Source organism: Streptosporangium sp. NPDC051022, from assembly GCF_040683035.1.
Taxonomy (GTDB): domain Bacteria; phylum Actinomycetota; class Actinomycetes; order Streptosporangiales; family Streptosporangiaceae; genus Streptosporangium.
The window spans coordinates 42,015-66,565 of sequence record NZ_JBFBCF010000037.1 but is presented as its reverse complement, the minus strand read 5'-3'; the positions used below and the strand labels follow the sequence as shown (position 1 = coordinate 66,565).

Sequence of the window (24,551 nt, the reverse complement as noted above, 5' to 3'; positions counted from 1 at the left end):
TCGCCCGGAACCGATGCCCGGGTGCACGTGAAAACTCTAGCGCTTCTGGCGGGTGGATGTGCGCAACCGGAGCGCATGGGAGACATTCTCGTCGGTGACCACCTGGACGTCGGAGGCCCTGACGAACATGACCCGGTGGCCGAACTGGATCTGGCGGTAGCGCGCGTCCCCCCTGATGATCCGGTGCCGCGTCTTGGCCGTGGTCCCCGACCGCAGGTAGGAGCTCTGGCTGGTCAGGCCGAGGCTGTAGAACTGCCCGGCGGGCATGGAGTACTGCAGCGGGACCAGTTGCTGCGCCGGGACCCGTCTGGGGTAGGCGGAGGCCTCGGGGTAGGCCCTGCCGTACACCTTGACCGACGACAGGCCGGGCCGGGGGGTCACCAGGCGGCCCGCGGCCGGCATGGAGGTGCGGGCGTCGACCGGATCGAGGAACCAGGCCTTCTGTCCGAGGTACCAGATCGCCGTCCAGTCGCCCTCGCGGCCCGCGAGCGCGTAGCGCTGGCCGGTGGAGGCGCGGGCGGCGTGGTCGTAGACGCTGTAGGTGGAGTCTCCGTCGGGGTGCCTGCCGATGTCCTTGACGAGCGGGGCCGACGTCGAGGGGCGGCTGTACAGCCAGACCGAGGCCGACCCCCGGGGCGGGCAGTCGCCCGACGTGGAGCAGCCGGTGAAGCGCGGCTGGTTGAGGGCGTAGTCGGGCTTGATCAGCACCGAGTGCGCGTCCGGGTTCCGCGAGCCGGTCAGCGGACGGCCGAGCAGCTCGAAGTAGTGGCTCCAGTCCCAGTAGGGGCCGGGGTCCTGGTGCATGCCGCGCACGGTCTGCGGGGTGGTGCCCGGCACGTTGTCGTGGCCGAGGATGTGCGCCCGGTCCAGGGGGATGTCGTAGCGCTGGGCGAGGTAGCGGACCAGGTTGGCCGAGGCCATGTACATCGCCTCGGTGAACCAGGCGCCCCTGGCCACGTATCCCTCGTGCTCCAGGCCGATGGAGCGGGAGTTGAAGTACCAGTTGCCGGCGTGCCAGCCGACGTCGTCGCAGCGCAGGTGCTGGGCGATGTGCCCGTCGCCGGAGCGCAGGGTGTAGTGCCAGCTCAGGTACTCGGGATTCTTCACCAGCCTGGTCATGACGTCGTAGCCGGTCTCGCCGTCGTGGATGACGATGTAGTCGATCTGGCGGTGCCCGTCGTAGCGGTCGTGGTTGCCGTGGTCGCCGTTCCCGAGCCGCCGGTAGGCGGCGGGGATCCACTCGCAGGAGACGGTCGCCGGGCAGTCGGGCGCCGTGGTGTCGAGCGCGCGGCGCGGCGCGGGCCGGTCCGGCGGTCCCACCGGGGGCAGTTCCGGCGTCGCGGGCAGGATCACCAGCTCGCCGTCGTCGGTCACGCGGGTGGCGCCGGCGCGGATGACGGCGTAGACCTCGTCGGCGAAGATCCGTGCCGCGGAGGTGTCCGCCGAGCCCGAGTAGCGGGCCACCGCGTCGTACCAGCGCGCCGGGTCCGTGCTCGGCGCCCCGCCGGCGCGCCGCTGGTAGTCGGCCAGCAGCGCGGCCCCCGCCTGGACGTTGGCCGTCGGGTCCGTGCGCAGCACGCCGGGGGCGATCCCGGTCAGTCCGGACGCCCTGTGCAGGGTGTCCTCCGGCGGGACCGGGGCGATGTCCGGGACCTTGATCGGGTGCGGCCGGGTCTCGTCGCCGCGCGGGTCCCCGACGGTGTGGTGACGCGGGCCCGGATCGGCCTGGCCGTCGACCAGGTGCATGGGCCCGTAGCCGCCGGAGACGCTGGGCAGCCCGTCGTTGTCGTCCCACCGGGACTCCATGTAGGAGACGGCCAGCAGCACCTTTTCCGGCACGCCGTACGCCCGTGCCGCCAGGGCGAACGCCGCCTGCCGGTTGCCCCTGCCCGTGGGCGTGCCCGACGGCAGGGCCCCGCCGGCCGCGCCGGTGGCGCCCGTCGCGCCGGCGGCGTCGCTCTCCCGGGGGACGGCGCGCGCTCCCGCGGCGGCTCCGGCCGCGGAGCGGCGATCCGGGCCGGCTCCGGCCGCGTGACCGGTCTCGCCGTCCGCCGTCCGCCACGCGGCGGCCGGGACCAGCACGGCGAGAGCGGCAACGATTGAGATCCCCGGCAGATGGCGCATGGTGGTTTCCTCCCGTCCGAATGACTACCCAGAGTGAGGAGATGATACTGACTGTTTCCGATGAGGGGCCGGGGAGATCGAAGGCAATGTTTTCTGCCCGAAATCGGGCAGGAAATTTGATAAACCGGTTTATGGCTGCGTATGGTCCTCGTCTGTGTCGACGGCATGGCATCCCCACGAGGACCTGATCGCCCACCTGACCCGGACGAGCGCGCTCGGCCCCGGGGAGGCGGCGCGGGTCGTGGCGGACGTGCTGGCCTACTTCTCCGAGCCGGTCGAGGAGTTCGTCCAGCGGCGTCACGCCGAGCTCAAGGCCAGGGGGCTGGTCAACGACGAGATCTTTCCCCGGATCGCCGTCGAGCTCCGAGCCCGCCGTGTCGCGCCACCGGAACTCTCCCTGCGCCAGCTGCGCCGGGTCGTCTACGGGTAAGGAGCGGTCGGATGTGCGGAATCGTGGCCTACGTGGGACCGAAGGACGCGGCCCCCATCCTGCTGGAGGGCCTGCAGCGCCTGGAGTACCGCGGCTACGACTCGGCCGGCGTGGTGGTCTCCAACAAGGGACTGAAGATGCGCAAGGTCAAGGGCAGGGTCGCGGACCTGGCGGCGGCCGTACCGGCGCGGTTCAAGGGCACCCTGGGCATCGGGCACACCCGCTGGGCCACCCACGGCGCGCCCAGTGACGTCAACGCCCACCCGCACCTGTCCGGCGACGAGCGCATCGCCGTCGTGCACAACGGCATCATCGAGAACGCCGACGAGCTGCGCGCCAAGCTGGAGGCCGACGGCGCGGTCTTCCTGTCCGAGACCGACACCGAGGTGCTCTCCCACCTGATCGCCCGCACCGTCGAGGACGCCGACTCGCTCCAGGAGGCGGTCCGCGCCGCGCTCAAGCGGGTCGTCGGCACCTACGGCGTCGCGGTGATCGACGCCCAGCGGCCCGGCGAGGTGGTCGTGGCGCGCAACGGCAGCCCGATCGTGCTGGGCATCGGCGAGAAGGAGATGTTCGCCGCCTCCGACGTGGCCGCGCTGGTCCGCTACACCCGCCAGGTGGTGCACCTGGAGGACGGCGAGCTCGCGGTGCTGAGGGCCGACGGCTTCCACACCTTCTCCAGCGACGCGCGGGAGACGGCCAAGGAGCCGCTGACCGTCGACTGGGAGGCCGGGCACTACGACACCGGCGGCTACGAGCACTACCTGCTCAAGGAGATCTCCGAGCAGCCGGAGACCGTGGCCAGGACGCTGCGCGGACGTCTCGACGACCGCTTCCACATCGCCCACCTGGGCGGTCTCAACATGGACGCCCGGGAGACCCGCTCCTTCCGGCGGGTGAAGATCATCGGCTGTGGCTCCGCCTACTACTCGGGCCAGATCGGCGCCCAGCTCATCGAGGAGCTGTCGCGGATCCCGGCCGACGCCGAGCCCGCCAGCGAGTTCCGCTACCGCAGCCCGGTCGTGGAGCACGACACCCTCTACGTGGCGATCAGCCAGTCGGGGGAGACCTACGACACCCTCGCCGCGGTCCAGGAGGTCAAGCGCAAGGGCGGCAGGGTGCTCGGCATAGTCAACACCGTCGGCAGCGCCATCGCCCGCGAGGTCGACGGCGGTGTCTACCTGCACGCCGGCCCCGAGGTCTCGGTGGCCAGCACCAAGGCGTTCACCTCGACCGCGGTGGCTTTCGCGCTGCTGGCGCTCCACCTGGGCCGGGTACGCGACCTGTCCCCGGCGGACGGCCGCCGCATCTGCGAGGGCCTGCGCGCGCTGCCGGACCAGATCAAGCAGATCCTCGCCCTGGAGCCGGAGATCAGGGAGCTCGCGCACAAGTACGCCGGCTCGCCGAGCATGATGTTCGTCGGACGGGTCCGGGGATACCCGGTGGCCAGGGAGGGCGCGCAGAAGCTCAAGGAGATCTCCTACGTGCACGCCGAGGCCTACCCGGCCAGCGAGCTCAAGCACGGGCCGCTGGCGCTGATCGGTCCCGAGATGCCGACCGTGGCGATCGTCCCGGACGACGAGCTGCTGGACAAGAACCTCACCACGCTGGGGGAGATCCGCGCGCGCGGCGGGCGGGTGCTCATGGTCGGGCACCGTACGGCCGACCCGAAGCTGGCCGACGACTGCCTCGTGGTGCCCAAGAACGAGACCGAGCTTGACCCGATCCTGCTGTCGATCCCGCTGCAGCTGTTCGCCTACCACGCCGCCGTCGCCCTGGAGCGGGACGTGGACAAGCCTCGCAACCTCGCCAAGAGCGTCACGGTGGAGTGATCTCGCGAGGCTATACCCCCGACATGTACTACGGAAAGTAATTGCCCTGTAGCGTGAAGTATCTAGAGGTTTGGGGGATCTCGGGCTAAGGGGTGCTTATGCACCGTAGGCGGTTCTTCGCGCTCGCGCTGGGGGTCATGGCCGCCACCTGCGGCTGTGACAGGCTGGGCGACTCCGGCGCGGCTCCGGCGGGCAGGCTGACCATCGTCGTGCCCGCCCCCCGCGGGCAGGGGTGGGACCAGGCCGCCCGCGCGCTGGCCGCGATCCTGACCGGGGACGGGCTGGCCGGCGCGGTCGAGGTCAGCAACCAGCCGGGCGGGGTCGGCGCGGCCGCGCTGAGCGCCTTCGCCGCCCGCGGCCCGTTCGCGCGCGACGGCAGGCTGCTCCTGGCGGGCATGCCGGTGGTGGCGGGCGCGGAGATCGCCAACGTCGCCTCCGTGATGGCGGCGACCACCCCGCTGGCCAGGCTGGTCGGCGACTGGACCGCCCTGGTCGTCTCCACCAACTCCCTGCTGCGCACCTTCGAGGACTTCGCCGCGGTGCTCCGCCGCAACCCGGCCGAGCTGGTGGTCGGCGGCAGGCTGGACGGCGGCTCCGACCACGTGCTCTACGGCATGATCGGCAAATGCCTCGGCGTGGACGTCAGGCTGCTGGACTACGCGGGCTACCCCGGCGGGGCCGAGGGCGTCGAGGCCCTGCAGGAGGGGCGGGTGGCCGCGCTCCTGGGATCGGCCCGGGCCTTCCTGCCGGAGATCGCCGCGGGCCGTGTGCGGCCGCTGGTCGTCTCCTCCAGCGAGCGGATCGACGGCATCGACGCGCCGACTTTGATGGAGCGGGAGATCCGGCTCGAGTACGCCGACTGGTGCGGCGTGTTCGGCCCGCGCGGCATGAGCCCGCGGGACCGGGACGAGGCCGTCGCGCTGTGCGACCGGATCGACGCCTCGCCCCGCTGGCAGGCACTGTGCGCGGCCAACGGCTGGAACCGGGTCTATCTGAGCGGCGACGAGTTCCGCCAGTGGATCGTCACCGAGACCCGCCGAACCCGGGGAGTTCTCGGCGAACTCGGGCTACTCAGCTCCTTCGACACAAGTTGTTGGGGTAGTTGCGTCGGGCGGCACTAGATGTAGGATCCTGCTTGTTGCTGGTTCGCCCGAGGGGGCGAGGTAAGAGGGAACCCGGTGCGAGTCCGGGACTGCCCCGCAGCGGTGAACGGGAACGACCGCCGTCATGAGCACTGGGTGAGCCATGCCTGGGAAGCGACGGCCAGTAGAAGTGTGCAAGGTGCCTGTGAGTCCGAAGACCTGCCGGTGACACGTGGCTGAGGAAGCCGAGCCGGGCACCGGGGGACGCGCAGAGCGGCCCGCGGCGTGCCGGGCGAGGTGGGCTCGGCCATGGGAACTGTCCAGGGCCTCGAGGGAGGGTCCGCGGAACGAGGCGGTCCGGCGTGCCCGGGGACCGCCCGTGGACGCGCGTCCTCCGGCGGGAGCCGTACGGGGAACACGAGCGCGCGAGGGGTAACACGTGACACAGACCTTGATCGATGTCGCGGAGGAGAGCGGGAGAGAGCGGGACGACCGCAGGCTGGCCATCGAGGAGGCCGCCGCCCGGGTGATCACCGATCCGGAGAACTCCAAGGTCGCCGCGCGGTTGCTGGCCGAACTGATCGCCGACGAGGCGGCCGGGCACGGGGTCCGGACCTTCTCCGAGTCGATCGCCGCGACCCACGCCGCCGGACTCCTCCAGGACCGGCTGGCCGCGTTCGTGGCCGCCCACGCCGAGGCGCTCGACGCGCTGATCGCGCCGGACGCCGACGACCGGTTCGAGTACTTCGGGCTGCGCACCGTCTACGACCGCTACCTGCTGCGCCACCCGCGGACCCGCAAGGTCCTCGAGCGCCCGCAGCACTTCTTCCTGCGCGTGGCCTGCGGCCTGTCGGAGACGGTCGAGGAGGCCGCCGAGCTGTACGCGCTCATGGCCGCCCTGGCCTACCTGCCCAGCTCGCCGACCCTGTTCAACTCCGGCTCGCGCAGGCCCCAGCTGTCGTCGTGCTTCCTGCTCGACTCGCCCCGTGACGAGCTGGAGGCCATCTACGAGCGCTACGGGCAGGTCGCGCGGCTGTCGAAGTACGCCGGGGGGATCGGCGTCTCCTGGACCCGCGTCCGCTCGCGGGGCTCGCTGATCCGGGGTACCAACGGCCACTCCAACGGCATCGTGCCCTGGCTGCGCACGCTGGACGCCAGCGTCGCCGCGGTCAACCAGGGCGGCCGCCGCAAGGGCGCGGCCTGCGTCTACCTGGAGCCCTGGCACGCCGACGTCGAGGAGTTCCTCGAACTGCGCGACAACACCGGGGAGGAGGCCCGCCGCACGCACAACCTGAACCTGGCCAACTGGATCCCCGACGAGTTCATGCGCCGGGTCGAGGCCGACGAGACGTGGTCGCTGTTCGACCCCAAGGAGGTGCCGCACCTGACCGACCTGTACGGCGACGCCTTCGACGAAGCCTACCGGGCCGCCGAGGCCGAGGGCCGGTTCGTCAGGCGGGTCCAGGCCCGCGCGCTGTACGGCCGGATGATGCGCACCCTCGCCCAGACCGGCAACGGCTGGATGACCTTCAAGGACGCCGCCAACCGCACCTCCAACCAGACGGCCCGTCCCGAGAACGTCATCCACCTGTCGAATCTCTGCACCGAGATCCTGGAGGTCACCGGCGACGCGGAGACCGCCGTCTGCAACCTCGGCTCGATCAACCTCGCCGCCCACCTCGGCACCGGGGAGGACGGGCGGGAGATGGACTGGGAGCGGCTGCGCCGGACCGTCCGCACCGCGGTGCGGTTCCTGGACAGGACCATCGATCTGGGCTTCTACCCGACCCCCGAGGCCCGCGTCGCCAACGAGAGGTGGCGGCCCGTCGGGCTGGGCGTGATGGGCCTGGCCGACGTCTTCTTCGCGCTGCGGCTGCCGTTCGACTCCCCGCGGGCGCTGAAGCTGTCCACCCGGATCTCCGAGGAGATCGCGCTCGCCGCCTACGCCACCTCCGCGGACCTGGCGGCCGAGCGGGGACGCCACCCCTCCTACGACGACACCCGCGCCGCGGGCGGCGTGCTGCACCCCGACCACTACGGGGCCGGGCGCTCGGCGGAGTGGACGGCGCTCAGGGCGCGGATCGCCGAGACCGGCCTGCGCAACTCGCTGATCGTCGCCATCGCCCCCACCGCGACGATCGCCTCCATCGCGGGCTGCTACGAGTGCATCGAGCCCCAGGTCTCCAACGTCTTCAAGCGCGAGACCCTCTCCGGGGAGTTCCTGCAGGTCAACCGCTACCTGGTCGGTGACCTTTCGGACCGCGGCCTGTGGACCCCGCAGATCCGCGACGCGATCAAGCGGGCCGACGGGTCCGTCCAGGACGTTCCCGGCCTTCCCGAGGACCTCAAGGAGCTCTACCGGACCGCCTGGGAGCTGCCGCAGAAGGCGCTGATCGACCTGGCGGCGGCGCGCGCGCCGTACATCGACCAGTCGCAGTCGCTCAACCTCTTCATGGCCACCCCGACCATCGGCAAGCTGTCGTCGATGTACGCCTACGCGTGGAGGTCGGGCCTCAAGACCACCTACTACCTGCGCTCCCGCCCGGCCACCCGGATCGCGCAGACCACCGTGACGAGGGCCGTCCCGGAGGCCGGGACCGAGAGCGGAGCCGTCGCCTGCTCACTGGAGAACCCCGAGTACTGCGACGCCTGCCAGTAGGACCCCGTACGACGAAAGGCTCCCCCGATGTTGCTCGACCCCGGCATGGACCTCACGCTGCGGCCCATGCGCTACCCGGACTTCTACGAACGCTACCGCGCCGCCATCCGCAACACCTGGACCGTCGAGGAGGTGGACCTCAACTCCGACCTGGCCGACCTGGCGAGGATGACGCCCGAGGAGCGTCACCTGATCAACCGGCTCGTCGCGTTCTTCGCGACCGGCGACTCGATCGTGGCCAACAACCTGGTGCTCAACCTCTACCAGCACGTCAACGCCCCCGAGGCGCGCCTGTATCTCAGCAGGCAGCTGTTCGAGGAGGCCGTGCACGTCCAGTTCTACCTGACCCTGCTGGACACCTACCTGCCCGACCACGAGGAGCGGGTCAAGGCCTTCGCCGCGGTCGAGCACATCCCCTCGATCCGGGACAAGGCCGAGTTCTGCTTCCGGTGGATCGACTCGCTCGGCGGCCTGACCCGGCTGGAGTCGCGGGACGACCGGCGTGCCTTCCTGCTCAACCTCATCTGCTTCGCCGCGTGCATCGAGGGCCTGTTCTTCTACGGCGCCTTCGCCTACGTCTACTGGTTCCGCTCCAGGGGCCTGCTCGGCGGCCTGGCCACCGGGACCAACTGGGTCTTCCGCGACGAGTCCATGCACATGGAGTTCGCCTTCGGCGTGGTGGACACCGTCAGGGCCGAGGAGCCGGAGCTCTTCGACGACGAGCTCGGCGTCCAGGTCACGCGGATGATGGAGGAGGCGGTCGAGGCGGAGCTGGCGTTCGCCGCCGACCTGTGCGGCGACGGCCTGTCGGGGATGAGCGCCGATCGGATGAGGCAGTACCTTGAATACGTGGCCGACCAGCGACTGGCCCGGCTCCAGCTGCCCGTCCGGTACGGCACCGCCAACCCGTTCGCGTTCATGGAACTGCAGGACGTCCAGGAGCTGGCCAACTTCTTCGAACGGAGGGTGTCGGCCTACCAGGTGGCCGTCGAGGGAAACGTCGCCTTCGACGAGGCCTTCTGAACAGGACGACTTCTTCTGAATAGGCGGTGAGCGCGGGGGCACTCAGTCCGGGAAGCGACGACCGGGGGGAAGCCGTCAGTGTCCAGATGGATCATTTTGATCATTTCGGTGCTTGCCGCCGTCGCCTGCGTGGAGATGGTGCGGCGGGCGTTGCGCTGGAGGCTGATCGGCGAGAAGTGGGCGCTCGCCGCCCCCCTCGTGCGCCGTTGCACCTGGCCCGCGTTCGCGCTGGCGGGCGTGGCGACCGCCAACCTGCTCTACCGGCCCGGCATGGCCGAGGGGGCGGTCGAGGACACGATCGAGCGGACGGTCAGCCTGCTCATGATCGGGTGTGTCACCTGGCTGGTGATCCAGGCCGCGTACGCGGTCACCGACGTGGTGCTCGACCGCCTGGTCACCGTCGAGGGCGAGCGCAACCGGCGGGCCAGGCGGATCCGCACCCAGATCACCCTGGTCCGCCGGGTCGCCTCCGCGGTGGTCATCGTGCTGGCGCTGGGCGCGATGCTGTTCACCTTCCCCGAGGTGCGCGCGCTCGGCGCCGGACTGCTGGCCTCCGCGGGCATCGCCGGAGTGGTGGTCGGCATCGCCGCCCAGTCGATGCTGGGCAACCTGCTGGCCGGGCTGCAGCTGGTCTTCAGCGACGCGCTCAGGCTGGACGACGTCGTGGTCGTGCAGGGGGAGTGGGGCCGGATCGAGGAGCTGAGCCTCACCTACGTGGTGCTGCGCCTGTGGGACGAGCGCAGGCTGGTGCTCCCGGTCTCCTACTTCACCACCAACCCGTTCGAGAACTGGACCAGGCACACCAGCCGGGTGATCGGCGCGGTGATGTTGCGGGTCGACTGGACGGTCCCGGTCGACGAGTTGCGCGTCGAGCTCTACCGGGCCCTGCGCGAGCACCCGCTGTGGGACCAGAAGGACTGGACCCTCCAGGTCACCGACACCCTGCCCAACGGGCTGCTGGAGGTGCGCGCGCTGATGAGCGCCGCCGATTCCCCCAGCGCCTTCGACCTCAAGTGCGACATGCGCGAGCACCTGGTGAAGTACGTCAGGGACAAGTATCCCGAGGCGCTGCCCAGATTCCGGGTGGACACCTGACCTCCTCGCGGCGCCCGGCGGTGTCGGGGGCCTGGGCGCTCGCGGGCCGGTGTCCCCCTCGTCGCTCCGTCGCCTCGCTCCCGCGTTCCTCTCAGCCGTGGTCGGCCAGGTGAGGGGCGCCGGGTTGTGCCCGGATGCCCATGAACCGGTGCGCCTCGGCGGCGCGCAGGACCCGTGAGGCGTTGCCCGAGGCCACCGACTCGATCATCTCCCGGTGGATGGCGAGCCGGCGCTGGATGTAGTCGGCGTCGCTGTCGCTGCGCACCACGGTGTCGAGGTGGGCCTCGATCACGGAGAGCAGGCCCAGGTAGGTCGAGCGCAGGACCGCGTTGCGGCAGACGGCGGCCAGGCGGGCGTGCAGCCGCCAGTCGGCGCGGTAGTACTGCTCGGGGTCGTGCGCGCACGCCTCCATCTGGGCGATGAGGATCCGGCAGTCGGCGATGTCCTCCTCGGTACGGTACTTGGCGGCCTCGGACAGGAGCAGCGGCTCCAGGGCGTCGCGGACGTGCAGCGCGTCGGCCACGGCGACCGGGTCGGCGTTGACGGCCAGCACGGACTCACCGAAGCCGAGAAGCTCGACGGGGGAGTGCGCGGCCGCCTCGCCGCCGCTCAGCCTGCGCATCGCGGCGACGAACCGGGCGGTGTCGATGTCGACCAGGTGCCGGCTGAAGTGCTCGGTGATGTCGCTGAGATAGCGCGCCTGGGCGCCGCGGAACCTGACGGCTCCGGCGTCGGTCAGCTCCAGGGTCACCGCCCGCCCGTCGTCGCCTTGCTTGGTGCGCCGGACCAGGCCCTCCTGCTCCATGCGGGTGACGAGACGGCTGACGGCGCTCTGGCTCATGGTCAGCGCGTTGCTGAGGTCCTGCTGGACCACCGCCCGCCCCTCGTTGGCGGTGAGGACCGCCAGCGCCTCGAACCAGCGCAGAGGCATGCCGCACTCGCGTTGCAGATTCTCGTCCAGCGTGCGGGTCACCGCCGCGTGTGCCCGGGAGAACTCCTGCCAGGGCTGATATCCCAGGGTTTCCAGCGCTGCAGACTCCATGGGGTCATCGTAGTGCTTGTGCATGCATCCATCCAGGCTGTACGGTTCGGCGTTATGTGCAACCGCATGCATCTTGTTTGTCCCTGGGGCCGGTGAGCCGCCGACCGACGCCGTGCCTCACCTTCGACCGGGAACCCGTGCCGCCGGACGGCCCCCTGACGAAGCGGGCGGACGTGCTGCTCACGCCACACGTGGCCTTCCACTCCGAACAATCCTTGATCGAACTGCGCCGCCGTGCGGCCGAAAGCGTCGTCGAGCACGCTCGACGGAAAGGGACCTGACCCATGCGTATCGGAAATCTGGCGGGCGTGCCGGTCCTGCTGAGCGAGGCCGGCGCCTTCGACCTCGCCGCCGCCTCGGACGGCGCGTACCGCGACGCCCAGGCGATCCTGGACGACTGGGACGGGTTCCGCACCTGGATCGACGGGCGGTCGCCGAGCTGGGAACCGTACGACGCCGAACTGCTGGAGGCGCCGGTTCCCCGCCCGGGGCAGGTCTTCGGGGTGGGGCTGAACTACGCCGGCCACCTCGCCGAGGGCGGCCACGACACGACCCACCGGTCCCTGCCGCAGGGGTTCACCAAGTTCCCCAGCTGCGTCACCGGGCCCTACGGCCAGGTGGAGCTGCGCGGGGACACCGTCGACTACGAGGTGGAGCTCGTCGCCGTCGTCGGCCGTCACGCGGACAACGTGCCCGCCGCCCACGCGCTGGAGCACGTGGCCGGATACCTCGTGGGGCAGGACATCAGCGACCGGGCGGTGCAGGGCTCCGGCCAGCTCAGCCTCGCCAAGTCCTTCCGCACCTACGCCCCGACGGGACCGTGGCTGGTGACGAGCGACGAGATCCCCGACCCGCAGGCGCTGAGGCTGCGCTGCCGGCTCAACGACGAGCTCGTCCAGGACGGCACCACCGCCGACATGGTCTTCGGCGTCGCCGAACTCGTCGCGCTGCTCTCGGCCGTCACGCCGCTGCGCCCCGGCGACCTCGTCTTCACCGGCACCCCCGCCGGTGTCGGCGTCTTCCGTGACCCGCCGGTGTTCCTCCGCGCCGGCGACGTCGTGCACACCGAGATCCCCGGCATCGGATCGCTGCGCAACGTCTGTGTCACGGCGCCGGATCCGGCCGACGACCTCGGCCGGATGTGGCGCGACCTCACCCTCCGGTAGTGACAGGAGGCACATCCCACGGACATGACGCCGGTCCTGGCCGGGCCGCGCCCCTCCGGGGCGCCCTCCTGGGCGCGCCGGGAAGGTGAGCCTAGGAGGAGGCCGGGGCCGGGCGCAGCACCCGGGCGGCGCCCGCGATCAGGGCGGTGGCCAGGATCCAGCCGGAGACGACCAGGGTCCAGGCCAGCCATCCGGTCCAGCCGACCGGCTCCCACGCTCCGCGCTGCTCGAAGACGCTCACCGGGGAGAGCAGGTCCAGCGTGTAGACGAACGGCTGGAAGCTCCTGATCTGGTCCGGGTCGATCTGCCGGGGAGGAACGGCGGAGAAGGCCAGGGTGCCCGAGGTCAGCAGCACCACCGCCCACAGGCCGGCCAGCCAGGGGCGGTAGCCGTACCCCACGACGAGGTCGAGCAGCCTGCCCCAGATCCTGCCGATCGGCCTGAGCGTGGGGCGGCGCCGGCGCTGCTTGGCCAGCAGCACCCGCCGGGCGTCGGGCTCGTGGCCGATCCGGCGGAACCAGGCGGCCAGCTGCTCGTACGGCTGCGGGCGGTAGCCGTAGGGATCCTTGTCCACCCATGTGAGGCGGTCGGCCACCGTCCAGTCGGCGCCGCGCAGCGCCTCGTAGACCAGCCCGTTGAGGTACACCCCGTCCGGGTAGCCCGACGGGCTGTCGAGCAGGACCCCGATGCGGGAGTAGGCGAGGTTGACCTCCCCCTTGATGGAGGCGGGCCGCAGGATCAGCTCCTCCACCTGGGCGTGGCTCAGGTGGAGGACCCGGCCGGGGGCCTCCAGCGTCGCCCCGTCGAAGGACAGGACGCCGTTGATGCGTGAGCTGCGCATCCGGACCGTGCCCGTCGCGGTGAACCCCGCGCTGAACTCCGCGGCCCCCGACTCCACGAAGTCCGCCTGGACGGCGTACTGTCCCGTGGCGGTGATGACCGACCTCTGCAGGTAGATGCCGCCGCGGAACTTCGCCCCGATGAACCGCAGGCCGCCCTCGATGGTCATGTCCTGCATGAAGGCCCCGCCCTCGACGGTCAGGCCGCCCGCCCACAGCGCCCACCGGCTCCGGCCGGGCCGCGGCTCCTGCGGCTCCGTCTCGCGGGGGGTCCTGCGCACGTCCTGCAACTTGCTCTCCGACCCCCGCGGTTCTTGCGGCGGGGCCGACAGCCGCACTCCGTTGAGCTGGAACTGACCCTTGACCTGGGCGTTGTCCAGCCGGATCCCGCCGTGGACCGTGGAACCGTCGAAGTCCATCAGGCTGTTGACCGTGCACCTGGCCGCCCTGACCCGCCCCATCTCGCATCCCCGGAAACGCACGCCCGAGGTGGTGGCGTCGGTGAGGGAGACCCCTTCGGGGAGGTGACAGTTGAGCAGGTGCAGCTTGCCGGTCAGGGTGGCGTCCGACATGTCCAGCAGCCCCGTCACCCGGGCGCCCGCCAGCCGCAGCCCGGCGGTCCTGCCGGGCTCGGCCTCCCGCGCGCCGAGCAGCAGCGCCGCGAGGATCTCCGCCCTGACCGTCCGCTCGGGGCCCCACTCCGCCCCGTTCACCGGGTCGTCGGCGCCGGGTTCCCCGGTCCGCAGGTCGACCCAGGCGCCCGACGGGTAGGCGTCCCAGACCCGCCGTTCGGCGGGGCTCAGCCGCCGGAAGGGGCGCGCCAGTCGCATGGGGATCTCCTCGGGGGGTTCGCGGGCGCGGCGGCCGTCGCGGGGGGTGGGAGCGGTCGGGGCGGGTGGACGGCTCCCCGGGGATCCGGCCTCTCGCGGTGCGGGGGCGGCCGGTGCCGCGGTGGGACGTCCCGGGAGAATCTATCCCGTGAAGATCTCCGATGGTTTTGAATTGTCCGTCGGCGACCACGTCGCCACGTTACGGATCGACCGTCCCGGCAAGCGCAACGCGCTGAGCGCGGCCATGTGGCGGGCACTGCCCGGCATCGTCGCGCCGCTGGCGGCCGATCCGGCCGTACGCGTCCTCGTGCTCACGGGCGCCGGCGGTACCTTCTGCTCGGGAGCGGACATCTCGGAGATCGCCGGGCTGGCCGACGGCGACGACGACACCGGTCTGACCGTCCTCGCGGAACGGGCGCTGGCGGAGTTCCCCAAACCGACGATCGCGATGATCGAGGGCTTCTGCGTGGGCGGCGGCTGCCAGCTCGCCGTCGCCTGCGACCTCCGCCTCGCCGCCGAGGACGCCCGCTTCGGCATCACCCCCGCCAAGCTCGGCGTCGTCTACCCGCTGAGCTCGACCCGCCGCCTCGTCGACCTCGTCGGCCCGTCGACCGCCAAGCTCCTGCTCTACTCGGCGGAGTTCGCCGACGCCGCCACCGCGCTGCGCACCGGGCTGGTCGACGAGGTGCACGCGCCGCGGGCGCTGCGCGAGCGGGTGTACGGCCTGGCCCGCACCCTCGCCGGTCGCTCCCAGCTCACCCTGGCCGCCACCAAGGAGGTCGTCGACGGCCGGGCCGACGAGGCGCGGTTCCGCCACTGGCAGCGGGAGTCGCGCGAGGAGACGGCCGAGGGCGTCGCCGCCTTCCTGGAGGGGCGGCCCCCGCGGTTCCCCTACCGGCTCCCGGGAGGTCACTCGGAGGACATGACCTCGTAGAGGTTGCGGACCTCGTCGACGAAGAACAGCCCGCGGGGGCGGAGCGGGTGGTCGATGCGGCCGTTGTCGGGGTGGGCCGGGTGGTTGCCGTACGGCACGCCGCGCTCCCGGAGACGGGCGAGGATCCCGTCGAAGGTCGCAGGGTCCACGTCGAAGGCCAGGTGGTGCCCCCGGGGATCGTCGACGGTCATGTAGTCGAGGGTGAGGGAGGTGTTCACCCGGACCGGGGCGAAGTGGCCGCGGGCGCCCGCGGGCGGCAGGCACTCCAGCCCCATGATGTCGGCGAAGAACCGGGCGGCCCTCTCGTTGTCGGCGGCGGGGACGATGGTGTGGTTCAGCGTGACGGGCATGACGGTCCTCTCAGTTCGCGGCTCGGTTCAGGGCGCCGTGGACGAACACGTCCACGAGGTCGGCGGTGCTCAGCTCGGGGTCGCCCGCCGGGTGGCGGGTGGCGGAGAAGACCAGGTTCAGGAAGAGCGCCGCCAGACGGTCGGGGTCGAGGCGCAGCTCGTCGCGCTCGGGTTCGAACAGCTCGGCCAGCGCCTCGCGGGTCTCCTTGAACGAGGCGGCGCGGTCCAGGGGGGACGTGCCGAGGCGGCCGGGGGAGGGGAGGCGGCCGCGCCGTTCTCCGGCGGTCTCCGGAGCCGGGCCGTCCGGCGCGCTCTCCCGGGCGGAGTCCTGAGCGGAGTCCCGGGCGGGGTCCCGGGCGGGTTTCCGGGCGGGGTCCGGGACGAGGCGGTCGCGGGAACGGCGCCCCGACGCGTGCAGGGCGCCCAGGACGGCGCCGATCCGCGTCGCGTGCGCCCGCATGGCGTCGGTGGCCTCGGCCAGGCGGGCCGTCAGCGGCCGGTCGAGGGGGATGGCGGCGAGCTGCTCCAGCACGTGGTCGGGGCGCAGTGCCTCCACCACGCAGGCGTCCAGCAGCTCGTCCTTGTCGGTGAACACGCGGAAGATCGTGGCCTCGCCGATCCCGGCGGTCCTGGCGATCTGCGCGGTGGTGACCGCCGCGCCGTGCTCGGCGACCAGCGGGAGCGCGGCCAGGACGATCATCTGACGGCGTTGCTCGGGACTCATTCCCGGCGCGCGCCGCCGCGGCTGTGGTGTCGTCATGCCACCCATGATGCGAAGTGAGTACTCACTCCGTCAACGGGTTTTGGGGGAACGGCGAACGGCCGCCCCTCCCGCGAGGGGAAGGACGGCCGGTCCGAGACGGTTCCGCCACCGGGTGGCGCGCCGCCGGTGTGTTCTAGCGGTCGACGATCTCGTTCTTGCCGATGACCACGATGCCGTTGCCGGTTACCGCGAAGCGGCTGCGGTCGTACTCGGGGTCGAATCCGATCCGGGCGCCGTCCGGGATGACCACGTTCTTGTCGATGATGGCCTTGCGGACCATGGCGCCCCGCCCGATCTTCACGTTGCCCATCAGCACCGAGTCCTCGACCCGGGAGTGCGAGTGCAGCACCACGCCCGGGGACAGGATCGAGCGTTCGGCCAGGCCGCCGGAGACGATCACGCCCGCCGAGACGAGCGAGTCGATCGCCCGGCCCACCCGGTCGCCGTCGTTGTGCACGAACTTGGCCGGGGGCAGCGGGTCGTGACCGGTGTAGATCGGCCACTGGCTGTTGTAGAGGTTGAAGACCGGGTGTGCCGCGATGAGGTCCATGTGGGCGTCGTAGTAGGCGTCGAGGGTTCCGACGTCCCGCCAGTACGCCCGGTCGCGCTCGGTCGAGCCGGGCACGACGTTGTCGGCGAAGTCGTAGACCTCGGCGGTGCCCGACTTCACCATCATCGGGATGATGTTGCCCCCCAGGTCGTGCTTGCTGGTGGGGTCGAGCGCGTCCTCCCGCAGCGCGTCGAGCATCGCCTGCGTCCTGAAGACGTAGTTGCCCATCGAGGCGTAGATCTGGTCGGGCGCGTCGGCCAGGCCGACGGCGTCCTTGGGCTTCTCGCGGAAGGCGACGATCCGCCGTCCCGCCGGGTCCGTCTCGATGACGCCGAACTGGTCGGCCAGCGATATCGGCTGCCTGATCGCCGCCACCGTCACGTCGGCGCCGGAGTCGACGTGCTGCGCCACCATCTGCCGGGGATCCATCCGGTAGATGTGGTCGGCCCCGAACACGATGACGTGCTCGGGCATCTCGTCGTAGATCAGATTCAGGTTCTGGAACAGCGCGTCCGCGGATCCGGAGAACCAGTGCGGCCCGAGCCGCTGCTGCGCGGGCACGGGTGTGACGTAGTTGCCCAGCATGGACGACAGCCGCCAGGTCTGGGAGACGTGCCGGTCGAGGCTGTGGCTCTTGTACTGCGTCAGCACGACGATCTGCAGGTAGTGACCGTTGGCGAGGTTAGAAAGCACGAAGTCGACGAGCCGGTATATCCCCCCGAAAGGTACCGCGGGCTTGGCCCGGTCAGCCGTCAGCGGCATCAGCCGTTTGCCTTCGCCGCCGGCGAGCACAATCGCGAGGACTCTCATATCAGGACCCTAACCAGACGCGCGGAAACGAAACACTAGGGTGATCGTATGCGCGTTGATCTGCTGAGCCGTGAGTATCCCCCGGAGGTCTACGGCGGGGCGGGGGTCCATGTCGAGTACCTCGCCCGGGAGCTGCGGCGCCTCGCGGAGGTGCGCGTCCGCTGCTTCGGCGCGCCGCGTGCCGAGGACGGCGTCGAGGCCTACCGGGTCCCCGGCGGCCTGGCGGCGGCCAACGCCGCGCTCCAGGTCCTGGGCGTGGACCTGGAGATGGCGGCGGGCTGCGAAGGCGCCGACCTGGTGCACAGCCACACGTGGTACGCCAACTTCGCGGGCCACGTCGCCAAGATGCTCTACGGCACGCCCCACGTGGTCACCACCCACAGCCTGGAGCCGCTGCGGCCGTGGAAGGCCGAGCAGCTCGGCGGCGGCTACACGCTGTCGTCGTGGGCCGAGCGCGGCGCCCTGGAGACCGCCGACGCGATCATCGCCGTCTCCGAGGGGATGCGGCGCGACGTGCTCGCCTGCTACCCGGGGATATCGCCGGAGAAGGTCTCCGTGATCCACAACGGGATCGACACCGGCGAGTACGCCCCGGACCGGGGCACCGACGCCCTGGCCGGGCACGGGATCGACGCGGGCAGGCCGTACGTCGTGTTCGTCGGCCGGATCACCCGGCAGAAGGGCCTGGTCCACCTGCTCCACGCGGCCAAGGACTTCGCGCCCGGCGCGCAGCTCGTGCTCTGCGCCGGAGCGCCCGACACCCCGGAGATCGCCGCGGAGGTCACCGGGCTCGTGCGGGAGCTGGAGCGGGAACGGGAGGGGGTCGTCTGGATCTCGGAGATGCTCCCGCGCCCCGAGGTGATCCAGATCCTCACTCACGCCACGGTGTTCGTCTGCCCCTCGATCTACGAGCCGATGGGCATCGTGAACCTGGAGGCGATGGCCTGCGAGACCGCCGTCGTGGCCACCGCGACCGGCGGCATCCCCGAGGTGGTCGCCGACGGTTCGACCGGCCTGCTGGTCCCGATCGCGCAGTCCGCGGCAGACGGCACCCCCGACGACCCCGCGCGGTTCGCCGCCGACATCGCCGAGCGGGTCAACCGGCTGCTGGACGACCCGGCGCTGGCCGCCGAGATGGGCGTGGCCGGGCGGGCCAGGGCCGTCGAGCACTTCTCCTGGGCCCGGATCGCCGAGCGGACGATGGAGCTGTACCGCTCGGTCGGCGGACTCTGACCGATCGGCCGCCCGTTCCCCGTTCCCCTGTTCCCCGTTTTCCCCGTTTCGCCCGCCCGTTCCCCGTGCCCGGCCGACCGGCGGGCGCGGACCCACGGTCCCACCGGGTGGACCCTGTCCCTCCGCGTCCCTCCGCGTCCCTCCGCGTCCCTCCGCGTGCCCGGCGTTCTCCCGCGTGCCCGGCCGACCGGCAAACTCCGGGTGGACGGTGCTTGCCCGCGCGTGTGACCTGCGGCGGATGTCCTGGTGAAGCCTTCAGGGTTGGGGAGGTTTTCCGAGAGCGGGATCAGCTCAAGATCCACGATATGGCGACGGCTGAGTTTTTCCGCGGGATGACAGTGCGGGACCCGCTCTCGTGTGGACGTGCCGACGGCTCCCGCGCGAGGACTCACGGGGGCCCGCGGGGGCGGGGGAGAACGCCCTGCCGTCCCGCGGGAGCGCGCCTCGCGGCGGCCCTCGGACTGCTGGCGGCCCTCGCCGCGCTCGAGGTCCCGGCGGTCGCGGCGGTCGCGGCGGCCCGGCCGGCCGCCCCCTCCACGGTTCCCGTCATGGCGGCACCCGGCTCCGCCGCCCTCTCCGCGGCGGCGTGCGATGCCTCCGGACGGGGAGGAGCAGGCGGGGGAGGCGGCGATCAGGGCGTCGACGTGTGCGGCGGCGGCGTACCGTCCCGCAGCGCGCAGATCTCCAGCGGCTGGACGGTGCCCTGGGGGGTCGCGTGGCTGCCCGACAGGCGCACCGCCCTGGTGACCGAACGCGACAGCTTCCTGGTCTTCAGGGCCACGCTCACCGGTGCCAGGAGGGAGGTGGGAGAGGTTCCCCAGACGGTGACGACCGACGGCGAGGGCGGCCTGCTCGGCGTCGCGGTCGATCCGGCCTGGACGAGCAACCACTACGTGTACTTCATGCACACCGCGCAGGAGGGCAACCGGATCGTCCGGATGACCTACGACGGCGAATCGCTGAGCGGTTACACGGTCCTGGTGCGGGGCATCGCCAAGAACCGCTACCACAACGGCGGACGCCTCGGCTTCGGCCCCGACGGCTACCTGTACGCCACCACCGGCGACGCGCAGAACCCCGCCGACGCGCAGGACCCCGACTCGCTCAACGGCAAGATCCTGCGGATGACCACCGCGGGCGCGCCCGCGCCCGGCAACCCCTTCGGCACGCTCGTCTACAGCTACGGCCACCGCAACCCGGAGGGCATCGCCTGGGACTCCCGGGGCCGCCTCTGGGAGGCGGAGTTCGGCGCCAACGCCTTCGACGAGCTCAACCTGATCAAACCGGGGCTCAACTACGGCTGGCCGATCTGCGAGGGCTACTGCGACACCCCCGGCATGACCAACCCCAAGCGGACATGGCCCGTCTCCACGGCCTCGCCGAGCGGCATCGCGATCGTCCGCGACGTCGTCTACATGGGGGCCCTGCGCGGCCGGCGGCTCTGGCGCATCCCGCTGTGCTCGGGCGAGGGCACCGCCACGCCCGAGGCCTACTACGTGGGCACCTACGGCAGGCTGCGCACCGTGAGCAAGATCCCGGGCGCCGACCGGCTCTGGATGACCACGAGCAACACCGACGCCAACGGGGGACGACCGCCCGGCTTCGACCGGATCATCCGGGTCACCATCTCCTGATCCGCCCTTCGTCCCCCGGGCGGAGCGGCCGGATCACCGTCCCCCGATCCGGCTCCACTCGGTCCCGCCGCGGCCCCGGCCGGGGCTCAGGCGCCGCTGATGAAGTGCAAGATCACGTTGTGCACGTGGTGGGCCTTGTCGTTGCCCCGGAACTCCACCTCGTAGGTGTGGGTCCCCACGTGGATGGCGATCGCCCCCGAGGAGAAGAACGAGCCCGCGAAGGACTTGTTGCTCACCACGCTGACCGCCGAGACCTTGCTGTACGGGATGCTCGTGATCGCGACCCGCTTGCCCACGAAGGACTTGTCCTGCACGATCACGCGCTTGTCGGTCAGTCCCAGGAAGCCGGTACCGGCGCCGATCGCGTCGTAGACGGCGATGATCTGCTCGCCCGGGAGCAGTCCGCTCTCGATCTGCTGAAGCTGTTCTCTCCGGTCATATGCGACCTTTGTCATGACGCTCCCAATCTGCAGGGGATCTGTCGCTTCACATAACGAGTGCGCCGAGAAGGCGGTTCCGTCGATCGGTAAGGTCGGGGCCGTGAACTTTCAGATGAGGATCACCAACCGCCACGGCGGTACCAGTGCGGAGCCGTACGGCAGCCGCAACCTCGGAGGCCTGTGCGGCGACGACCCGGAGGCGGTCGCCGCCAACCGGGCCAAGACCGCGGCCGAGTTCGGCCTGGACCGGACCGTGTTCATGCGGCAGGTGCACAGCGCCGACGTCCGCTACGTGACCGAGCCGTTCGGCGACGACCCGCCGCCGCTGGACGGCGTCTTCACCGACGTCCCCCACCTCGGCCTGGCGGCGCTCTGCGCCGACTGCGCCCCCGTCCTGCTGGCCGACCCGGTGGCGGGCCTGGTCGGGGCCGCGCACTCCGGGCGGGTCGGCACCGTGCTCGGCGTGGTTCCCGCCCTGGTCGAGGCGATGGCCGGACACGGCGCGGACCCGGCGAGGATGACCGCCCTGATCGGCCCGATGGCCTGCGGCAGCTGCTACGAGGTGCCCGCCGGGATGCGCCGCGAGGTCGCGGAGGTCCTGCCCGAGGTCTGGTCGATCACCCGCGACGACACCCCGGCGCTCGACCTGCGGGCCGGGATCACCTCGCAGCTGGCCAGGGCGGGGGTACGCGACGTCACCCACGACACCCGCTGCACCATCGAGACCCCGGACCTGTTCTCCCACCGCAGGGACGGGCGCACCGGCCGCTTCGCCGGTTACGTCTGGCTGGAGGCCTGAGCCTCCCGGCCGGCCGGGACCGCGGGCGCGCGACCGGCCTTGCACCGGCCCGCGTGTCACCCCCATCGTCGTGGGGACACGAGGGTCACGAAGGGACCCGCTCCAGCACGACCACCGGGATCTCCCGGTCGGTCTTCGTCTGATATTCGTCGTAGGGAGGCCAGGCCGCGGTCATGATCGGCCAGAGCTCGGACTTCTCCCCGGGGGTCGCCGTGCGCGCCCTCGCCCTGAACCGGTCGCCCAGCACCTGCACCTCGACGTCGGGATCGGCCCGCAGGTTGAGATACCAGGTCGGCGGGGCGTCCGCACCGCCGTTCGACGCCACGACGAGGTAGTCGTCGCCGTGACGCTGGTAGATGAGCGGCGCGTCGCGTTTCTCGCCCGTCCTGCGTCCCGTGGTGGTCAGGATCAGGGCCGTGGTGCCCTGCCAGTCGTGTCCCTCGGCGCCGTCGGTCGCCCGATAGCGCTCGACGTGCTCTTTTCCGAACAGCATGATCGATCCCCTCTGGTGGTGGCCGTACCAGGCGAATACCCGCCCGAGGGGATCTCTCACGTCAGCCCGCGGCCAGGACGCTCCCGTAGGCGCGGGCGGCCAGGTCGGCGATGAGCCCGTGCGAGCCGAGCGGGTCGGCGCAGTCGGCGCCGATCCGCGACGCCGCGGCCTCCGCCAGGCCCGGGGCGATCTCGGGACCGATGGCGCACGGGGACAGTGCGATGCGCAGCGCGCCGATACCGCGCAGCCGGTCGGCCGCGCCCGTGACGTCGGGCGCGCTGTCCAGCGAGGCGACCAGGACGGGCAGCGTCAGCCGGGAGGCGAGGAGCACGGCCGTCGGCTGCGCCTCGGCCGCCGCGTTCTCACCGCCGATGGTGACCATGACGACCGCGTCGACGGGGCTGGAGACGTTGAGCAGCCGCATCCGGTCGGCCCGGGCGAGATCCTTCTCGGCGAGGCGGATGTGCAGCGCCTCGGCCAGCAGCGGGTGCGGTCCCAGCGACTCCGTGACCGTCACCGTGACACCGCTCGCCGCGACGGCCCTGGCGATCAGGCGGTCGGCCACCGGGTGCGGCCCGGTCAGCAGAGGCACCACGACGGCGGCGGTGCCGTCCGCAGGACGCACCCGCGCGGCGTCCTCCAGCTCGGCGGTCAGCTCCTTGCCGTCCTCGCCGAGGCCGGCGAGGCGAACCTCGATCTGCGGGTTGTCCCCCTGGACCAGGGCCGCGAGCTCGGCGGCGACTCCCGAGGCGTCGCCGAGCGTGGCCAGCACCAGCGCGGGTGCCTCGGGCGGGAGGTGGGAGGGCACGGGTCTGCGGTGCCGCCCTGAAGGCCGCACGGCGCGTCCGCGCACGGGGAGGATGGAACTCTCACTCACATGCGCGGACTCTAGGCCCATTTCACGCTCTTTGGAGCCGAAAAAGGCGGCAATTCCGTCACGACATCTCCGGAAGGGGATTTCCGGCTCCGTGGCGGGCCCGTAGATCCCTGAGCTGAGCCAGGCTCAGCTCCTTCCAGTAGGTCAGACCGAGCGCGCGGTGCGTTTCGAGGGCGGTCTCGGCGTGCTCCAGCGCGGCGGCGGTACGGCCCAGCCGGTCGGCCAGCCCGGCCAGCACGTGGTGCGCCGAGCCCCAGCCCACGCAGCCCATGCCCGCGACGATCAGCTGGTCCGCCTGCGGCAGCAGCCTGTCGTAGAGGGGCGCGGGATCGGGGACGCCGAGCCCGGCCGCCACCAGCCCCCAGACGGGCAGCAGGAAGTCGGCGATCCAGTTCTCTCCCACCTCGCCGCCCCAGCGCCCGGCCAGCTCCCGCGGGAGGTCCTCCCGGCCCGCCTCGAACGCGGCCAGCACCGTGACCGGCCGCAGCGGGACCATCGAAGACGGCGATCATCTTGCCGTCCACCGTTCCGTAGGGACGCCGGTTCCACACGGTGAGCCCGCCGAACACGGTGACCGCGGAGGCAAGCGCCGCGCGGTCGCCCGTGCGCAGGGCCAGGTCGATCGCCTCGTCCAGGTCACGGAAGGCGCGCTCGGGGTCCCCCAGGGTACGGCGGGCCTGCCCTGGTTCGGTCAGCACGGCGCACCTGCCCGCCTCGTCGGCAGGGGGCAGGCAGGCCGGCGGGAGTCGGCACCGGTGGCCGGTGGGCGGGCCGTCCGGTGCCGGGACCGGGGCTCTCGGCCGCTCAGACGAGCCGGTATCCCTCCCACTCGTCCTCGAGCGCGGAGTGGACGACGGAGTCGCGCCAGGCGCCGCGGGCCCGCACGTGGTGCCTGATCCTGCCCTCCTCGACCATTCCGGCGACCAGCATCGTGAGCTGGGCGGCGGTGTTGGCGGGGGAGCGGGCGCCCCAGACGCGGTGCAGGCGCAGGTGCCGGAAGCCGAGCACCAGGATCAGCCTGACCAGGTCGGTGCCGATGCCCCGGCCCCAGTGGTCGGGGCGCAGGCCCATGCCGATCTCCGCGCTGTGCGGGTGGTCGGCCTCGATGTGCAGCCTGGCCACGCCGATGGTCCGCTGCTCCTCCAGATCGACCACCGCGAGCACGTACAGCCGCCGGGGCTCGGTCTCGGCGGCCCGGATGGCCTCGGCGACGATCCCCTCGACCTCCTCGCGGGTGCGGGGGTCGAACGGCAGGTGCTCGGTGGCCGTGGAATCGCCGTAAACGGCGTGCAACGCGTCCACGTCGTCGACGGTGACCTCCCTCAGACGGAGGCGGGTACCGGAGATCTCAACGTGGCGCATGCGCAGACGGTAACGCCTCGGGAAGTTTTCCCGCTAGGGATCGTTCCGTATGACAACTGTCCCGCGGGTAACAAATACGGTCGGCCGCCCGGCGATTTTTTGCCAAAAAGGACAAGCTACTTGAAACGATGGCAGAGGCGTAAGTTTCTCTGCAATCTCCGCGTCTCATGGCCAGACGGCGCTG

General features: G+C 71.6%; 22 protein-coding genes and 1 riboswitch. Of the genes, 11 read left to right on the top strand and 11 right to left on the bottom strand.

All coding sequences use genetic code 11. The annotated features are described in order from the left end of the window. Positions 1–36 precede the first annotated feature (36 nt). A complete protein-coding gene (locus tag AB0N02_RS39685) occupies positions 37–2,124 on the bottom strand; it encodes an N-acetylmuramoyl-L-alanine amidase (protein ID WP_363958051.1) in 2,088 nt (695 codons plus the stop codon). A 154-nt stretch (positions 2,125–2,278) separates the two neighbouring features. Here AB0N02_RS39685 and AB0N02_RS39680 point away from each other — a divergent pair, with 154 nt between their 5' ends. From AB0N02_RS39680 to AB0N02_RS39655, 6 genes are all read left to right on the top strand, one after another. Further along, entirely contained in the window at positions 2,279–2,554 is a 276-nt protein-coding gene (locus AB0N02_RS39680; RefSeq protein ID WP_363958048.1) for a hypothetical protein, read from the top strand. Positions 2,555–2,565: 11 nt separating this feature from the next. Beyond that, positions 2,566–4,386, top strand: a complete 1,821-nt coding sequence (glmS, locus tag AB0N02_RS39675) for a glutamine--fructose-6-phosphate transaminase (isomerizing) (protein ID WP_363958045.1) — start codon at positions 2,566–2,568, stop codon at positions 4,384–4,386. Between the two features lie 98 nt (positions 4,387–4,484). Continuing rightward, the gene (locus tag AB0N02_RS39670; RefSeq protein ID WP_363958042.1) at positions 4,485–5,507 is read left to right on the top strand and encodes a tripartite tricarboxylate transporter substrate-binding protein; all 1,023 of its coding nucleotides are present in this window, start codon (positions 4,485–4,487) and stop codon (positions 5,505–5,507) included. A 4-nt stretch (positions 5,508–5,511) separates the two neighbouring features. After that, a riboswitch (cobalamin riboswitch) is annotated at positions 5,512–5,710 on the top strand. Between the two features lie 197 nt (positions 5,711–5,907). Then, positions 5,908–8,127: a ribonucleoside-diphosphate reductase subunit alpha gene (locus AB0N02_RS39665; RefSeq protein ID WP_363958039.1), complete on the top strand. Its 2,220-nt coding sequence runs from the start codon at positions 5,908–5,910 to the stop codon at positions 8,125–8,127. 27 nt (positions 8,128–8,154) lie between these two features. After that, on the top strand, positions 8,155–9,150 hold the full coding sequence (locus AB0N02_RS39660; protein WP_363958037.1) for a ribonucleotide-diphosphate reductase subunit beta: 996 nt from the start codon (positions 8,155–8,157) through the stop codon (positions 9,148–9,150). A 108-nt stretch (positions 9,151–9,258) separates the two neighbouring features. Then, a complete protein-coding gene (locus AB0N02_RS39655; RefSeq protein WP_363958034.1) occupies positions 9,259–10,245 on the top strand; it encodes a mechanosensitive ion channel domain-containing protein in 987 nt (328 codons plus the stop codon). A 91-nt stretch (positions 10,246–10,336) separates the two neighbouring features. Here the strand turns inward: AB0N02_RS39655 and AB0N02_RS39650 are convergent, their stop codons facing one another. Further along, a complete protein-coding gene (locus AB0N02_RS39650) occupies positions 10,337–11,287 on the bottom strand; it encodes an FCD domain-containing protein (RefSeq protein WP_363958031.1) in 951 nt (316 codons plus the stop codon). Between the two features lie 284 nt (positions 11,288–11,571). Here AB0N02_RS39650 and AB0N02_RS39645 point away from each other — a divergent pair, with 284 nt between their 5' ends. After that, complete coding sequence (locus AB0N02_RS39645) at positions 11,572–12,453, top strand: fumarylacetoacetate hydrolase family protein (RefSeq protein ID WP_363958028.1); 882 nt, start codon at positions 11,572–11,574, stop codon at positions 12,451–12,453. 91 nt (positions 12,454–12,544) lie between these two features. Here the strand turns inward: AB0N02_RS39645 and AB0N02_RS39640 are convergent, their stop codons facing one another. Then, positions 12,545–14,122 carry a pentapeptide repeat-containing protein gene (locus tag AB0N02_RS39640; protein WP_363958025.1) on the bottom strand — a complete coding sequence of 526 codons (1,578 nt, stop codon included), beginning with the start codon at positions 14,120–14,122 and terminating at the stop codon, positions 12,545–12,547. Between the two features lie 148 nt (positions 14,123–14,270). On the opposite strand from AB0N02_RS39640, the gene AB0N02_RS39635 reads away from it, so the two are divergent. After that, positions 14,271–15,056 (top strand): enoyl-CoA hydratase-related protein, encoded by a 786-nt coding sequence (locus AB0N02_RS39635; RefSeq protein WP_363958022.1) that lies wholly within the window; start codon positions 14,271–14,273, stop codon positions 15,054–15,056. Here the strand turns inward: AB0N02_RS39635 and AB0N02_RS39630 are convergent. The 3 genes from AB0N02_RS39630 to glgC all read right to left on the bottom strand — a co-directional run bounded on the left by AB0N02_RS39630 (position 15,032) and on the right by glgC (position 17,529). Continuing rightward, positions 15,032–15,406 carry a VOC family protein gene (locus tag AB0N02_RS39630; RefSeq protein WP_363958019.1) on the bottom strand — a complete coding sequence of 125 codons (375 nt, stop codon included), beginning with the start codon at positions 15,404–15,406 and terminating at the stop codon, positions 15,032–15,034. The genes AB0N02_RS39635 and AB0N02_RS39630 overlap by 25 nt on opposite strands. A 10-nt stretch (positions 15,407–15,416) precedes the next feature. Continuing rightward, positions 15,417–16,166 (bottom strand): TetR family transcriptional regulator, encoded by a 750-nt coding sequence (locus AB0N02_RS39625; RefSeq protein ID WP_363958017.1) that lies wholly within the window; start codon positions 16,164–16,166, stop codon positions 15,417–15,419. Positions 16,167–16,302: 136 nt separating this feature from the next. Beyond that, positions 16,303–17,529: a glucose-1-phosphate adenylyltransferase gene (glgC, locus tag AB0N02_RS39620; RefSeq protein WP_363958015.1), complete on the bottom strand. Its 1,227-nt coding sequence runs from the start codon at positions 17,527–17,529 to the stop codon at positions 16,303–16,305. A gap of 48 nt (positions 17,530–17,577) precedes the next feature. Between glgC and glgA the strand changes: the two genes are divergently transcribed. Further along, entirely contained in the window at positions 17,578–18,762 is a 1,185-nt protein-coding gene (gene glgA, locus AB0N02_RS39615) for a glycogen synthase (protein WP_363958013.1), read from the top strand. 548 nt (positions 18,763–19,310) lie between these two features. Further along, a complete protein-coding gene (locus tag AB0N02_RS39610) occupies positions 19,311–20,396 on the top strand; it encodes a PQQ-dependent sugar dehydrogenase (RefSeq protein WP_363958010.1) in 1,086 nt (361 codons plus the stop codon). 86 nt (positions 20,397–20,482) lie between these two features. Here AB0N02_RS39610 and AB0N02_RS39605 read toward each other — a convergent pair whose 3' ends face one another. After that, positions 20,483–20,851 carry a PH domain-containing protein gene (locus tag AB0N02_RS39605; protein WP_363958008.1) on the bottom strand — a complete coding sequence of 123 codons (369 nt, stop codon included), beginning with the start codon at positions 20,849–20,851 and terminating at the stop codon, positions 20,483–20,485. A gap of 97 nt (positions 20,852–20,948) precedes the next feature. Between AB0N02_RS39605 and pgeF the strand changes: the two genes are divergently transcribed. Then, positions 20,949–21,635 (top strand): peptidoglycan editing factor PgeF, encoded by a 687-nt coding sequence (gene pgeF, locus AB0N02_RS39600; protein ID WP_363958144.1) that lies wholly within the window; start codon positions 20,949–20,951, stop codon positions 21,633–21,635. Between the two features lie 85 nt (positions 21,636–21,720). Here the strand turns inward: pgeF and AB0N02_RS39595 are convergent, their stop codons facing one another. The 4 genes from AB0N02_RS39595 to AB0N02_RS39580 form a co-directional block, all read right to left on the bottom strand. Next, positions 21,721–22,128, bottom strand: coding sequence for a nitroreductase family deazaflavin-dependent oxidoreductase (locus AB0N02_RS39595; protein ID WP_363958005.1), 408 nt, complete (start codon positions 22,126–22,128; stop codon positions 21,721–21,723). 61 nt (positions 22,129–22,189) lie between these two features. Further along, positions 22,190–22,936: a hypothetical protein gene (locus AB0N02_RS39590; RefSeq protein ID WP_363958002.1), complete on the bottom strand. Its 747-nt coding sequence runs from the start codon at positions 22,934–22,936 to the stop codon at positions 22,190–22,192. A gap of 127 nt (positions 22,937–23,063) precedes the next feature. Next, the gene (locus AB0N02_RS39585) at positions 23,064–23,501 is read right to left on the bottom strand and encodes a hypothetical protein (RefSeq protein ID WP_363957999.1); all 438 of its coding nucleotides are present in this window, start codon (positions 23,499–23,501) and stop codon (positions 23,064–23,066) included. Between the two features lie 308 nt (positions 23,502–23,809). Next, a complete protein-coding gene (locus tag AB0N02_RS39580; protein ID WP_363957996.1) occupies positions 23,810–24,367 on the bottom strand; it encodes a GNAT family protein in 558 nt (185 codons plus the stop codon). Positions 24,368–24,551 lie beyond the last annotated feature (184 nt).